Source organism: Trichothermofontia sp. (assembly GCF_053493415.1).
Window position 1 is genome coordinate 1 of the sequence record NZ_JBRCAD010000039.1, and the last position, 14,639, is coordinate 14,639.

Genomic DNA, 14,639 nt, shown 5'->3' on the forward strand with positions numbered 1-14,639 from the left:
CCCCTTGGTTAGCCCCCTCGGCTAGGCCCCCCTAGTCACTTGCCGGATGGGGCCAGCGGCCCCCGGCGCTGACGTTGTGATGGGGTTAGTATGTCCCGATTTCAGTCACTTTTATTGCCTTGACGGGTTGAAACTTCCCGAAGCATCTATGCAAATTACTGACGATCTGAATCAACTGCTCGATATTCTGCCTGATGAATTGCAGTCGCGCCTGCGCCACCACCCCGATCGCGATCAATTGGTGGAGGTGGTGATGGATTTGGGCCGGGTGCCAGAGGCTCGCTTCCCCCATCGGGTGGAGGAACTGTCGGCGAATCCGGTGACGCGCCCAGTCTTGGCCACCTGTGTGCAGCGGGTGGGCAGCTTCAGCAGTGATAACCGGGCCGGGATTGAGCAAACCCTGCACCGCATTAGCGCCATTCGCAATCGGACGGGGGATGTGGTCGGCTTGACCTGCCGGGTGGGCCGCGCTATTTTTGGCACCACCAGCATGATTCGCGATCTGGTGGAAACCGGGCGATCGCTCCTGCTCCTGGGTCGGCCTGGGGTGGGCAAAACGACGGCCCTGCGCGAAATTGCCCGGGTCCTAGCGGATGAACTGGGCAAACGCGTCGTGATTATCGATACCTCCAACGAAATTGCGGGCGATGGGGATATTCCCCATCCGGCGATCGGGCGGGCGCGACGGATGCAGGTGGCCCGTCCGGAGTTACAGCATCAGGTGATGATCGAAGCCGTGGAAAACCACATGCCAGAGGTGATCATCATTGATGAAATTGGCACGGAACTAGAGGCCCTAGCGGCGCGAACGATCGCCGAGCGCGGCGTACAACTGGTCGGCACGGCCCACGGGAATCAAATCGCCAACCTGATCAAAAACCCCACCCTCTCCGATTTAATTGGCGGCATCCAGTCCGTCACACTAGGGGATGAGGAAGCTCGCCGTCGTGGTAGCCAGAAAACGGTCCTGGAGCGCAAGGCGCCCCCCACCTTTGAGATCGCGATCGAAATGCTGGAACGGCAACGCTGGGTCGTGCATGAGCAGGTTGCTGAAACCGTCGATACCATCCTGCGCGGACGGCCTGTCAGCCCCCAAATTCGCACCCTGAACGAAGCGGGTAACGTCGCCATCACCCGCGAACTGGCTCCGGCCCAGGCTGCTCCCCCTACGATGCCCCCCTTTGCTAAGGGGTGGCAAGCCTCTGGTCGCATGGTGCCCTTGCCCAGCAGCCCCAGTTCCCGGAAGGCGGCCCGATCGTCGGTTCCCCTGTCGGAGGAGCAATACTTTGCCCAACTGCTCGATGCCTCCCTCACGGCTCAACCACTTCCCTCAGCCGAGTTGGCGGCATTTGAGGGCGAATCGGGGCCAGGCCGGGAGTCGATCGTGGATTTTCCCGCTGCTATCCCGATCGCGCCGGGGGGCGATACGCTGTGTATCTACCCCTATGCCGTCGGTCGTCAACAATTGGAGCAGGCTATTCACACCCTCGCCCTCCCCGTGGCGATCACGAAAAATATTGATGAAGCCGATGTGATCCTGACGGTGCGATCGCAGGTGAAGGGCCACTCCAAACTCAAGCACTTGGCCAAAATGCGCCAAGTCCCGATCCACGCCATCAAGGCCAGCACCTTACCCCATATTGTCCGTGCCTTGCGGCGCATGCTCAACGTGGATGAGCCAGTCTCGGCCAGTGGTCTTGATCTCAGCCTGTTCTCCTCCACGGGCAGCGATGACGAGTTGGAAGCCCTAGAAGAAACCCGTCTGGCGGTGGAGCAAATTGTCTTACCGAAGGGGCAACCAGTGGAGTTACTACCGCGATCGGCCAAGGTGCGCCGAATGCAACACGAGTTGGTGGAACACTATCACCTCAAGTCCGCCAGTTTTGGTGAGGAACCCAATCGGCGGCTACGGATTTATCCGGCCTAGGGAGGCAGTGACAGGTAACAGTAACAGGGAATCTGATATTCCGAAATATTGAAACTGTAGGGGCGGGTTGCGCCGAAATCCCCGCAGCCTAGCGAGTGACTTGGTTAACCCGCCCCCTGGGATTTTGGGGTATCCGCGCCGTCCAGCGAGTGACTTGATTAACCCGCCCCCTGGGATTTTCTGGCATCCCCACAGCCCAGCGAGTGGCTTGATTAACCCGCCCGCTGGGATTTTAACCCTACTCACATCCCCCTCTTCCCCCGCAGGATGGGACAAAATCTGTCACAGGGATGACGTTAATCCTGAGTATTAATTGCAAGATCGTAATCATAAGGATTACAACGCTGGGGACCCCTTTCTGCCAGCGGATCAGGCGGCATCACCGACACCGGGTTGGGACTTCTGACTGGCTGCCCCACGCCCTTCCCGAATTCCGCGCAACTCGATACAGTGACGTAAGCAATCATGTTGACTGCTCTTCCGCAACCGCTTCTCCCCCAACGCAGCGTGACGACCGATCGCATTCTAGTTGTTGATGACTCGCCCGATAATGCCTATCTCATTCAGGCCGTACTGGATTCAGAAGGGTATGTGGTTGAGGTGGCTGCGGATGGCTATACGGCATTGCGTCAGGTCGAGCAGGCGCCGCCGGATCTGATCATGCTGGATGTGATGATGCCGGAGATTGATGGTTACGAAGTCACCCGGCGCATTCGCAATAATCCCCGCTTACCCTTTGTCCCGATTTTACTGATCACGGCATCGGATCAACCCAGTGTAGTGCGGGGGCTGGATTTGGGGGCGGATGATTTTATCCGTAAGCCCGTCGAGTTTGATGAACTGCTGGCGCGGGTGCGATCGCTGCTGCGTCTGAAACACACGATCGAGGAACGTAACCAAATTGCCCGCCAACGGGAGGATTTTGTCTCGCGTTTGACCCATGACTTGCGAACACCGTTGATTGCCGCCGATCGCATGTTCAACCTGTTTTTAGAGGGTGCCCTAGGGGAGTTGACGCCCCAAATGCAAGAGGTCATCCCCAGCATGATCCGCAGCAATCAAAATTTGCTCCAGATGGTGAACCAATTGCTGGAGGTCTATCGCTATGAAGCGGGGGCCAAGTCGTTGACCTTTTCTACGGTCAATCTTCAGGACTTGTTACAGGAAGTGGTGCTGGAACTACGGCCTCTCGCTACGGCCAAAAATATCGCGCTTGGGTTTGCCACCGCCTGCGGTCCCACGACCTTCACCCGGTTTGAAGTCGCGGGCGATCGTCAGGAGTTGCGGCGGGTGTTCACGAATCTGGTGGGGAATGCGATTAAATTTACCGATCGCGGAGCCGTAAAAGTGGCCCTCGCCTGCGTGATGGCTGATCCGGTTAATGACCCATTTCCTAATCAAGCCTGGTTAGTCATTCGGGTGAAGGATACGGGTCCCGGTATCCCCGCAGCGGAGCAAGTAACCCTATTCCAGCGCTTTCGCCAGGGCAACCATACCCGATCGGGCAGTGGCCTGGGTTTGCATCTCTCCCGACAAATTGTGGAGGCGCATGGGGGGACGATCGAAGTTGAGTCCCTAGCTGGCCAGGGAAGTGCCTTTATTGTGCGCTTACCAGCCCTCCAAACTTGACACAACTCTCAACTAAATTAGAGAAGGCACGCACAAGCCGTAGATCATAAATTGAAATTACGGTAGTCGTCTCGACTGCCAATCTAAAATCTAAAATCTAAAATCTAAAATCAAGCAACAGCAGTCAAGATGCCCGCCCCTAAAATCGTTCCTTTGGCCTATGTCCTTGTCTTCTTATCCCCGTGATCTCACTGGCTACGGTGCCCATCCTCCCCATCCCCGCTGGCCAGGAGATGCCCGTTTGGCGCTGCAAATTGTGATGAATTATGAGGAAGGTTCAGAGTATTCGATTCCAGATGGGGATAATCGCTCCGAAACCTATTTATGGGAAGTACCAGGTGCATCGATGGGACCGGGGCAACGAGATTTGATCGTGGAGTCAGTGTATGAATATGGCAGTCGGGCTGGTTTTTGGCGGTTAATGCGATTGTTTCAAAGCCGCCAGATACCCATTACGGTGTTTGGGGCAGCTCTGGCGTTGGAGCGAAACCCGGAGGCGGCGCAGGCCATTGTTGCAGCGGGTTACGATATTTGCTGCCACGGGTGGCGGTGGCTCGGGTTTCATGAGATGAGCGAGGTGGAAGAACGCCATCAGATGCAGTTGGCGATCGCTTCGCTCCAAAAACTCACGGGATCGCGACCGCTGGGGTGGTATTGCCGCTATGCACCGAGTGTGAATACGCGCCGTTTGGTGGTGGAAGAAGGCGGTTTCCTCTACGACTCTGATGCCTACAATGATGATTTACCCTACTGGGTTGAAGTGGTGGGGAAGCCCCATCTGGTGATTCCCTATACCCTCGATAATAACGATATGAAATTCTCGGTTGCACCGGGATTTAACAGCGGGGATGACTTTTTTACCTATTTGAAAGATGCTTTTGATGTGTTGTATCAAGAAGGGGAAACGGCTCCGAAAATGATGTCGGTGGGGTTGCATACGCGCCTCGCGGGACGCCCCGGACGCACAGCAGCCTTGGCCCGCTTTCTCGATTATGTGCAAAGCCACGATCTGGTCTGGATTTGCCGCCGCCTCGATATCGCCCAGCATTGGCTTCAGTATCATCCCTATCCAGCGCTCAATCCAGGGTAGGCGATCGCCGGGGGGCTGCTCAGGCCGACGGCAGGGTTGAAGAACGGGCGATCGTCCAATGGCGATCGGAGGATTGATAGACCTCCACCCCCGCCAGACCCACGGTCTGGACCATTGCGGTCACTTCCGCTAGGGTAAAAGCGGCACAGAGGGAATCGTGGAACAGTTGGGCCTGATGGGCATCATAGTCTGGGCCAATCTGGGCAACCAACGCCGCTACTGTGGCCCGATCCGCCGGACGCAGCAAGTCCCGCAATAAAATACCCCCACCCGGTTTGAGTACCCGTTGCAACTCCCGCAGGCAAGGCAAGGGATCGGGAAGGTGGTGTAGGATGCTGTTGGCAATCACGAGGTCAAACTGGGCATCGGTATAGGGTAACTGCTTGGCATCGGCCTGCACCAGGATCACCTGGCCCTGACAACCGGCGGCCTGTACATTATTGGCTCCCACCTTGAGCATATTTTCTGATCGATCGATCGCGCGGATCTGCCACTGGGGGCGCTGCTGGGCAATCAGGATCGGAATCCGCGCCGTACCCGTGCCCAAGTCCAGCACCTGGGCAACGCCTGGTGGCCCCAGGGCGATCGCTAATGCCGCAAAGTCGGTATTGACCGCCGTGAAGTCCATCGCATCGTAGGCGATCGCCTCTGCCCAGGTATCCATCACTTCCGGTTCCAAAACCCGTTCCATCCTTACCCCTCCCCCGATAGCGGCTGGTACGCTTCCCCATTCCTCCTGCCTGTTGATCGCAGATTGAACGGGTATCCAAAATCTTCTTGACAATTCCAATTTTTAGGCTATTGTTTAGCCACAACTTGACGCTAGTCGCGTTGTGCCACTAATTATAGTGGCAGGAACTATCTTTTATAGATTGTTCACCCCACAAGTAGTGTTGTGGCTTTTTCGTATTGGTATTGGGATCTTCTCACCATGCAATTAAGCCGCCACTTTTTAATCGTTGGCAACGGTTAGTGAATTTCCCTCAAGGATGCCCACTGGTTGGCTTACCCGCGTCAGTCCCCATGCCCGAATGCTAATGCGATAATCGCGAAGAAGCAATTATGTCACCGTCTCACATCAATCTCTCTACACCCCGTTCTATCCCGTCACAGGTCCTCGCCTTCGATCGACCTGCTCGACGACGGGTGCCTCCCCATCGCCTCGTTTTTATTGATCCGGGGGTTGAGGCTTATCAGCAATTGGCGGCGGGTGTGTTGCCGGGGGTTGAGGTGGTGGTTTTAAACCCTGATGAGGATGGGATTGACCAGATCAGCCAGCATTTATTGCGGCAACAACAACGGGTCACGAGCCTGCATTTGGTCTCCCACGGGGAACCGGGCCGAGTTTGGTTGGGGACAACTCGCCTGGACCTTCAGAATTTGATGCACTATGCCCGCCAGATTCATCGCTGGAGTTATGCCCTAGCCGAGTCGGCTGAGGTGTTTATCTATGGGTGTAATGTGGCCCGTGAACGGCGCGGGCAGATCTTTGTTCAACAATTAAGCCGTTTGACGGGCGCAAGTGTGGCGGCTTCCTTGGGGTTAACGGGAAATGCAGCCCTTGGCGGGGATTGGGAATTAGCCTATCGCACTGGGCCGATGCGATCGCCCCTTGCCTTTCGAGCCGCCACCTTGCAGGACTATCCCGGTGTGTTTTTCACCATTATCGATGATGGCGACTCAGGGTTTCTTCAAACGGGTGCCTGGTCAATTGCGAATGGCATCGGGTTTCAGAATGATCTGCGTACCGCCAGTGCGGGTGCCCCAGCGGATACACCCGGCAATCTGGCCATCTGGACCTTCACGGGCTTAGCACCGGGGGCCTACCGGGTATCGACAACCTGGGTGCCGCAGTCGGGTGCGGCCAGTAACGCCCCCTTTACCCTGACGGGAGGTGTCCCCCTAACGGTGAATGTGAACCAACAACTGAACCCTAGCGGTCAGATCGTGACAGGGGGGGCAACGTTCCAGGATGTCTTGGGGTCCTATACCATTGTGGGCAATAGCCTCACGGTGCAATTAGCGAATAATGCCAATGGCGTCGTCATTGCGGATGCCGTTCGTATTGAACCGCTCAATGTCAATGTGATTGGCAGCAATCAACCCCCTGTCAACTTTGTCCCTGCTACCCAGGCCACCCGCCCTAATACCCCCCTGTTGTTTTCGCCCAATGCAGGGAATGGCATTACGGTAACTGATCCGGATGCGGGCAATAATCCGGTTTTGATCTCGTTGATTGCCACCAACGGTACCATCACGCTCAATGGGACGAATGGGCTTTCCTTCCGGCAGGACGAGGGGGATGGGATCAACGATCGCAGCATGAGCTTCAACGGTAGCCTTGCCAATGTGAATGCTGCCCTGAATGGCCTCCGCTTTGATCCCGATCCCAACTTCAGTGGAACAGCAACCCTATCGATTGCCACGAATGATCTGGGCAATACGGGTACGGGTGGTCCCCTGGTGGATACCGATATCATTACGATCAATGTGGGTAATTTGATTACCGGACCAGGGTTCCCCACGAATCCCTCTAATCCTTTGCCACCGGGGATTGACATTAGCATTCCCAGTTTCAATGGTCCCTTTAATCAGATCTTGGGAACCAATGCTAGTGAAACGATCGTGGGCACCAGTGGCAATGATGAAATTTTTGGCTATCAGGGTAATGATTCCCTGCTGGGCAATCAGGGACGCGATCGCATCTTTGGCGGTCAGGATAATGACACCCTGCACGGGGGTAGGGGAGACGACACCCTGTATGGCGGTAAACAACGCGATCGTTTGTTTGGGGATGATGGCAACGATGTGCTGCGCGGCGACCTTGATAACGATACCCTCTTTGGAGGGCAAGGCAACGATACGCTCTTTGGCGGCAAGCAAAATGATTGGCTGTATGGCGATCGGGGCAACGATACCCTCAGTGGCGATGATGGCAATGATACGCTGGATGGCAGCAATGAGAAGTTTGCTGGGTTTGGCGAAATCGATGTGCTAATTGGTGGTGCAGGCGCTGATCTTTTTGTTTTGGGCAATAGCTTCCAAGCCTATTATGATGACGGCAGCTCCAGTAGTCCTGGTATCGATGCTTTTGCCCGCATTGCTGACTTTAATATTGCTGAAGATTTTATTCAACTCAAGAGTGGACTTGACTACTACATTGGTTCTGCGTTTAATACGGCTGCTATTTATATCGACAACGATGGCTCGCCAGGAACCAGCAGTAATGATGAGCTGATTGCGGTGCTGGATAACATTTCACCCGCAGCCAATATTACACCGCGTTTTATCTTTGTTTAAGTTGGTCCGTTTCAGTTGGCCGGCCTAAGAGGATGTTTTAAAAGGGGGATCGCGGTTAAAACCGCGACTACGAACCTCGGCGTTTGATTGTTCTAAGCGTTGTTTTGCGTTTGTAGTGGCGACTTCAGTCGCCAAAACGGCTGGTTTCTGGGCTTTTAAAACACTCACGAGCCATTGAGAATTGCTACCGTTGTTCAGTATTCGGGTACCCCCACACAGAGTGCCTCAAACCGCGATTGATTTAAATGCTTTAAAAGCAACAACAGCACCGGCAGGACCGCTATCCCTTTTCCTCTATCTGCTGGAGTCTATTTGAAGTGGGACTAATGTGCAATTACCTGAGTAATAGTCACTCCCCAAACTTCCTGTTTTTAGAGCGAGGAAATGGCCGCAATCAACTGGGATGCTGTTGTCGTTAAACGAGACACATTCACGTGGAAATCGATAACTGACCTCCTTAATTTCCGTGAATTAGACGTTTTGTGATCTAGAAGCTTGGAGCTCCTATTGCCAAGATATCGCAATTTTCTAGCGGGGATCAGTTTTACGACAAAAGTTCACACTTTGCGTAAAGTTGTCTAAAGTCAGCCCATTTTTCCTGAGAGACCGTCAACCGCATCCAATGGCAGCGGGCCTTAGGGTTAGGCGTGTGCAGGTGGTGCAGTGGGTGGTAACCCGTGCCTAGGACGATGAAATGTGGTCTTGCAGCAGCCAAAAGCCACTATAGGTGACGCCAGCGTTATCCGGTTGCACGAGGAGAAAGTGGAGGCCCCGGCTGCGATATTTGCGCTCAACAAATAACTGGGCGGCGGCGGTCACCTCGGCATCCTGAAAAGTGGCTAATACCCAACGATCGGTCTCTCCTGCCTCTAGGATCAAGCCATTGAGTGGTCCTGGGATGAATTTCAAGGCAACTGGTTGGGTGTCCTGCAACCAAAGGGCTAGGGCCAACGAGCGCCGCCCGCCATCGATGATGACGCCTGGGATGGGCAACGTTGCCGCTAATCCCAAACGCAGGGGCGATCGCGTTGCCGGTAGCTCTAGGACTGGCATGGGACGATCGCGAAAAGCCGCCATTAGCTCAGCCGCTGGTAGGCTGGCAAAACGCCATTGGTCGCCCCAGAGGTGATCGGGTAAGGGTTGCGGGGGCCGACGATCGCTCATATAGGGAACTGGGATTGTGGACGACAAGCGTGCTGGGCGAAGGTTACCCAAAGCTGTGACTTAAACGGGAATTTGGCTAATGGTAATGCTACCGCCAAAGCAGTGGGCAACATCTGTCCCTGCCACGATCGGACGTTTGGCATACTCACCCACATAGTGATATGTGCTACCTTCGATGGCGTAATGAATCGGTAAAGGTTGCACACAGGGTTGGCAAAATACCATTTCGGGGTCAGCCTCTGCTGCTTCCAGGTAGGGAAAATTCACATTCCAAAAGTGGCCGGGTTGGGGAGGCCGATCGAGGAGCGTCGCCAATACCCGTTCCGTCAACCGCTGCACGATCGTCCAATCCACGGGATGTTTTCCCTTACGGTATTGGGAGAGGGCAATGCTGGGGATGCCATGAAACGTGGCTTCCCGGACGGCGGCGACGGTGCCAGAGGTGTAGATATCGACGCCCAGGTTTCCCCCGGCATTCACCCCCGCTAAAACCCAATGGACTTGGGGATGGAGGTGAAGGCCGACCCGCACGCAATCGGCAGGGGTGCCCGCGATCGCCCAGGCCATCTCGGTACGCTGCTCCACCGTGATCGGGCGATGGGTGGTTACCTGGTGGCCACAGCCGGAAAACTCCGTATTGGGCGCAACCACCACGCCTTGCCCCGCGATCGCCCGTTGTAGGGTTTGTAAGCCAGGGGCATCAATGCCATCATCATTGGTCAACAGCAGCAACATGAATGAACCGTCACAGGGAGGTAAGGAGCGTCGTGACCACCTCAGTGGTGGTGTGGGTGAGGGGCAACCCAAAAATTACTCACATCGTAGCCCAGGTCATGCAGCATTTGCCGGAACAGGGGCAGGCTCAGGCCAATCACATTGGTGTGGCAACCCTCTAGTTTTTCCACCCAAACCCCGCCTTTCCCTTCCAGGGCAAAACACCCGGCACACTGGAGCGGTTCCCCCGTTGCCACATAGGCGTGAATTTGGGCATCCGTCGGGGTGGCAAAAAACACCTCCGTCACCTGGCAGCGCACCAGGGTCAGGTCCTGCTGCAAATCGATCAGGGCGTGGCCTGTATAGAGTTTCCCCACGTGCCCCCGCATTTGCTGCCAGCGGGCGATCGCGGTGGCGGCATCCGCTGGCTTGCCGTGGACTTCCCCATGAATCGACAGGACTGAATCACAGCCCACCACGAGCCACGGTGGCAAATCCACCAGGGGATATTCATCCCGAATGCGATCCGCCACCGCTGTCGCCTTGCAGCGGGCCAGGGTTTCGACTAAGGCTTGGGGAGCCGCGATCGCCACCTGTGATTCATCAAAATCACTGGGACGGACGATCGGCTCAATCCCGATCGCCTGCAATAACCGCCGCCGTGCTGGCGACGCGGATGCCAAAACGACTTGGGGCATAGCCATTAGGGGTTAGGACACTGTAAACGAGTTCACCACGGTTTTAAACAAGCCTTGAACCTGGGGCCACCGTTGCTCCGAGGTAGAGAGATTGAAGGTAAAGAGGCGATCGCCACTCACCACGACACTGGCGAGGTTATGCCGCCGTTGCCCCTCGCGCTCCACGGCATACTCCAGAACATAGTAGGTTTTGGTTGCCATCTCATGAGCCTCGGCATTCACCAGTTCAACGCTGGTCGGGGTGGCCGAGTTCGATTGGGCCGTTAATGCCGGTTGCAAGGCGCGTTTGACTAATTCCTGCCCCACTTGGGAGGGCGTCCCCAGGGCACTCAAGGATTTCCCCGGTGCGATCGGGCTGATCACCACACTGACATTTTCCGTTGTCTCAATCAGGTCGTGGAAGACCACATCTGGGCCATTGGTCACCTGCACCTGTAGCCAACCGGGCGGATAGAGAAATTCGTAGCCATCGGCCTGATCGGTATAGCGATTCAGGCCACTGGCCGGGGAGCCACAACTTTGTAAGACAACCCCCACGATCGCCAATAACAGCACGAACCAGCGTTGCAAACCGCGCATGTATGAAGTCCTAATGTATTCCTGATGCTGACTTGATAATTTGGCTGCATAAGCCCTTTCCATTGTCGCATAGGACCTGGGATCGATCAGGGGCGGGGTTTGATGAACAAATCGAGGATCACTTGCCCCACGCTCACGATCGCCAAAATTAGGATCAGGCTAATCGGATGTAACTGGGTGCCCGCGATCGCCAGGACCAGTAGAAAAGCCGCTGTCCCAAAGCGGATGCTGGCAATCAGGGTGCGTTGGCGCGGATGCCCCCAGGAAACGGTGATCAGGTGCAATACCCCCAACGCCAGGAAACACAGGGCCAGGGCACCGCTCATCAGCCAGCGCTCTGCCGTGTGCAGAGGTAAATTCGGTTCACTAAAGATCAGGTGATAGACCCCCACCCCGGTTGCCGCTAGCCCAATCATCAAGAGTAAATGGGTATACAGCCAAATCACGCCAGACACAAAACGCCCCTGACGATAGGACTCCAGGGGGGAAGCATCCACACTATCGAAATAAATCCACCACAGGCTGAAGGCAATAATCAAACCCAGCAGCCCCGTTTCCCCGGCAAATAACCCTAGGGTCTGGCCAGAAATACCGCCCACCACGCCGACGACGGATTCCCCCAACACAATGATCGTAAACAGGCCCAATCGCTCCGAGACATGGGCCATGTGGGGCGGCACTTGTTGAAACGATCGCCCTGCCACGATCGGCGTGGCTAAGTCAATCACCATTGCGATCGCCCATAGGACAAAACGCCACGGAGGGGGCACAAAAATCGACAGTAGCCAGAGGGCCACGGCAATCCCAAAGCCGATCGCGAAGGTGATGGTCAACGGACGGGCGATCGGAACATGGTAGCCTGCCCGGAGGTACTTAAAAATCAGAATGCTCCGGACAGCGATATAACAGAGGGCAAACCCCACAGACGTTTTACCAAAGCCATCATGCACCGTGACGGCCATGATCGCCACGATGAACATCTGCATTAGGGTCAACACCCGATGGCCTAGGTCATCCGTGTCAAAGCGGGTGGCGTAGAATGTGGCCCCCACCCAGCACCACCAGACGGGGATAAACAGCCCCACAAACTGCAAAAAGCCCAGCCAGGTGACGTGTTTCCCGAAGGTGTGCCCCAACTCGGCAACGGCGACCACAAAAATCAGGTCATAGAACAATTCCAGCCAGGTGGCATGGCGTTCTTCTTCTGCCGTTTCGTTACCCGATCGCAAGCGGGGCGGTTCCCAAAGGGGTTTTGACATAGGGCGTTATTTCCTGAGCGATCGCGCGGGCCATCATACAAGACGATACCGTCTTTCACGCATGGATGGCTGAGTGAGTCCAAACTTGCCACAGGTGGAGATGGAAGCCCTGCTGGCTTTTTTTGCTAGTTTTGTGTTGGATAGTGATGTTGTACGGCAAATCATGAGGTGGGATATGGCAGTCCTCCGTGAATCACCCTGGTACCAGGAAATTCTCCGGGAAGGGGAACGCCAAGGCCGACAAGAAGAAAGTCGATCCCTTGTTCTGAAACTGCTCCGCCGCCGGGTTGGAGACCTGCCGCCAGATCTGACTGCCCAGGTGCAAGTGTTATCGCTGGCGCAATTGGAGGTCTTGGCTGAGGCGTTGCTAGAGTTTACCGAATTGGCGGATTTAGTCAATTGGCTTGACTCCCAGGCAGATAGGCATCTGCCGTGAGGAGAGGCAGTGGCTGGGTAACATGAATCGTACCGTTTGAAACCGCACGTTCGCGCCGCGTCTCCCTAGGAGCATCGCCCTGCCTAATATCGTCCTACCTAATACGGTTAGATGGGGGTGAGCCACTGGGCGACATTACGCACATAGGTGTGAATATCGTCGATCGCTCTGGGGGTATTTTGAATGCGATCGCTGGGGGGATCGGAGACAAAGCTGGGGCAGCCCAGGCGCGTATCCCAGTTGTAATCACAGAAATGATGGAACGTGGACTGGGCGATCCCCCGCCCCAATAGATTGCCCTGCTCATCCTGACTATGTTCAAAGGCGACGACCAGGTTAAAGTCCCGACCGGTGATTTTGCTGGTGCCCTTGGCGATCACGCGGGCGGTGGGGTCACTGGCGGGCGCACCGATGCCCCCCTCGTGGGGATGGGCGGGGAAGAATTCAATCACCCCATTGGGGGCATTCGGATTTTTCAGAACGGGATGCACCGGGTCCAGGATCTGGATTCGCTGATAGTCGCCATTGAGGCCGGAGTGGTAATTGGGCCAGGAAATATAGGTGGTGCAGGTGTCGTCAATACAGTGGCGGGAGGGGTCAGGGTCGGGGTTGCGGGTTTGGAAATAGTGGGCGGCGGCAATCCCCCCCAGGTAGCACAGGGATGATCCCAGATCCTGGTGATCGCGGGTAATCATCAGGCCCCCACCCTGTTGCCGTAGACGGGTAATCCCCGCGCAGTCTTTTTCGGTTAGCCCTTCACCCACATCGACGGCAAACAGCCAAAGTTGATCAAATTGCGATCGCTCCAGGTTACTCAAAACCCGATCGTTCCCCTGGGCGTCCGCCTCGCGATCGCGAGCCGTCACCGCATAGAGGGGATGCCCCGCCTCGTCCTGGAGGGAGGCCAGGCAGTCCCGTAGGCAGGCAAAGCGGCCAATGTGCCAGTCGTCTTCAGTGGGGGGAATCGTCGTTTGCAGCAGGATGCGGGTCGGATTAGCCATGAGGGATTGGGGTTTCGGGTCTAACAAATCTTACAGTTGCCAGCCGGGGGGGGGCGGCGGTTAGTCGATTGCCTCGATGGGGCGCGATCGCCCTCCTCCCGTTTCAGAACTCCCCTCGGCATTGGTCTTCAGCTTGGCTTTGGCCTTCGCGGCACTCTTGCGCAGGGATTGCAGGCGGGATTCGTAGCGACTGCGTTGGCGCTTTTTCGGAGTTTGTTCAATCAAGGTTTTCAGGGCGCTGCCTAGACTTTTGTAGGCGTTGGGTAGGGAGTAGCCAAACCGCACGGCAAGGGCGATCGCCTTATCATCGGCCTCGATCGCTTCCCGGAGCCGCTTTTCCCCATTGTTTTTGACATACAGTCGCCAACCGGCAAAGCCAGAGAGGGACAACGCCAATAGCAACAGCAGGCCATCCTGCACCCAAAGTTCGCCAACGGCTCCCCCCAGGCCGATCGCGAGGGCGGCCATTTCCCAACCATCCCTGGGAATCGTGTCGTTTTGGATGCGGGCGACTTCGTGCCAGAACAGAAGATTGCGTTGATCCAGGGCGAACTGGTCCCAGCGGGTTAGATCAATTTGGATTTCGACCTCGTCCTTGCCCAACTCCTCACAGGTAATCAGGGGGGGATTCACCCCCGTTGCTGCCTCCACCACTACCCAGCTTTGTAACTCCGGGGGCAACAACCCTTTTAAGCGCCGAAGTTCACTCATCTCGGATCGAGCCGTGGAAGCAGCATAGGAAGTCATAGCCAATCTGTGCCAATCTGTAAAGATTTTTGAATAGTCCTTTCCTATTCTAACTTGCCAGACCGTCATCCCCTTGTCTAGGGCAGACGAAAACC

At 55.9% G+C, this 14,639-nt stretch carries 13 protein-coding genes; 5 read left to right on the forward strand and 8 right to left on the reverse strand.

Annotated features, from left to right (window positions below; genetic code table 11):
- Positions 1 to 148: 148 nt before the first annotated feature.
- From ACWIUF_RS03750 to puuE, 3 genes are all read left to right on the forward strand, one after another.
- Positions 149 to 1,927 carry a R3H domain-containing nucleic acid-binding protein gene (locus ACWIUF_RS03750; RefSeq protein ID WP_448570885.1) on the forward strand — a complete coding sequence of 593 codons (1,779 nt, stop codon included), beginning with the start codon at positions 149 to 151 and terminating at the stop codon, positions 1,925 to 1,927.
- Between the two features lie 465 nt (positions 1,928 to 2,392).
- Positions 2,393 to 3,556: a hybrid sensor histidine kinase/response regulator gene (locus ACWIUF_RS03755; protein ID WP_448570886.1), complete on the forward strand. Its 1,164-nt coding sequence runs from the start codon at positions 2,393 to 2,395 to the stop codon at positions 3,554 to 3,556.
- Positions 3,557 to 3,716: 160 nt separating this feature from the next.
- Entirely contained in the window at positions 3,717 to 4,646 is a 930-nt protein-coding gene (puuE, locus tag ACWIUF_RS03760; RefSeq protein WP_448570887.1) for an allantoinase PuuE, read from the forward strand.
- 19 nt (positions 4,647 to 4,665) lie between these two features.
- On the opposite strand, the gene ACWIUF_RS03765 is transcribed toward puuE, so the two are convergent.
- Entirely contained in the window at positions 4,666 to 5,337 is a 672-nt protein-coding gene (locus tag ACWIUF_RS03765) for a class I SAM-dependent methyltransferase (RefSeq protein WP_448570888.1), read from the reverse strand.
- A gap of 371 nt (positions 5,338 to 5,708) precedes the next feature.
- On the opposite strand from ACWIUF_RS03765, the gene ACWIUF_RS03770 reads away from it, so the two are divergent.
- Positions 5,709 to 7,946: a DUF4347 domain-containing protein gene (locus ACWIUF_RS03770; protein ID WP_448570889.1), complete on the forward strand. Its 2,238-nt coding sequence runs from the start codon at positions 5,709 to 5,711 to the stop codon at positions 7,944 to 7,946.
- 681 nt (positions 7,947 to 8,627) lie between these two features.
- On the opposite strand, the gene ACWIUF_RS03775 is transcribed toward ACWIUF_RS03770, so the two are convergent.
- The 5 genes from ACWIUF_RS03775 to ACWIUF_RS03795 form a co-directional block, all read right to left on the reverse strand.
- Positions 8,628 to 9,161: a Tab2 family RNA-binding protein gene (locus ACWIUF_RS03775; RefSeq protein ID WP_448570890.1), complete on the reverse strand. Its 534-nt coding sequence runs from the start codon at positions 9,159 to 9,161 to the stop codon at positions 8,628 to 8,630.
- Positions 9,162 to 9,170: 9 nt separating this feature from the next.
- Positions 9,171 to 9,845, reverse strand: coding sequence for a 5'/3'-nucleotidase SurE (surE, locus tag ACWIUF_RS03780; RefSeq protein ID WP_448570891.1), 675 nt, complete (start codon positions 9,843 to 9,845; stop codon positions 9,171 to 9,173).
- 41 nt (positions 9,846 to 9,886) lie between these two features.
- Positions 9,887 to 10,522 carry a Maf family protein gene (locus tag ACWIUF_RS03785; protein ID WP_448570892.1) on the reverse strand — a complete coding sequence of 212 codons (636 nt, stop codon included), beginning with the start codon at positions 10,520 to 10,522 and terminating at the stop codon, positions 9,887 to 9,889.
- Positions 10,523 to 10,534: 12 nt separating this feature from the next.
- Positions 10,535 to 11,101 (reverse strand): photosystem II reaction center PsbP, encoded by a 567-nt coding sequence (gene psbP / locus ACWIUF_RS03790; protein ID WP_448570893.1) that lies wholly within the window; start codon positions 11,099 to 11,101, stop codon positions 10,535 to 10,537.
- A gap of 86 nt (positions 11,102 to 11,187) precedes the next feature.
- Positions 11,188 to 12,360: a low temperature requirement protein A gene (locus ACWIUF_RS03795; protein WP_448570894.1), complete on the reverse strand. Its 1,173-nt coding sequence runs from the start codon at positions 12,358 to 12,360 to the stop codon at positions 11,188 to 11,190.
- A gap of 73 nt (positions 12,361 to 12,433) precedes the next feature.
- On the opposite strand from ACWIUF_RS03795, the gene ACWIUF_RS03800 reads away from it, so the two are divergent.
- A complete protein-coding gene (locus tag ACWIUF_RS03800) occupies positions 12,434 to 12,796 on the forward strand; it encodes a DUF4351 domain-containing protein (RefSeq protein WP_448570895.1) in 363 nt (120 codons plus the stop codon).
- Positions 12,797 to 12,903: 107 nt separating this feature from the next.
- Here the strand turns inward: ACWIUF_RS03800 and ACWIUF_RS03805 are convergent, their stop codons facing one another.
- The gene (locus tag ACWIUF_RS03805; protein ID WP_448570896.1) at positions 12,904 to 13,797 is read right to left on the reverse strand and encodes a hypothetical protein; all 894 of its coding nucleotides are present in this window, start codon (positions 13,795 to 13,797) and stop codon (positions 12,904 to 12,906) included.
- 60 nt (positions 13,798 to 13,857) lie between these two features.
- On the reverse strand, positions 13,858 to 14,544 hold the full coding sequence (locus ACWIUF_RS03810; protein WP_448570897.1) for a DUF3318 domain-containing protein: 687 nt from the start codon (positions 14,542 to 14,544) through the stop codon (positions 13,858 to 13,860).
- Positions 14,545 to 14,639: the final 95 nt, after the last annotated feature.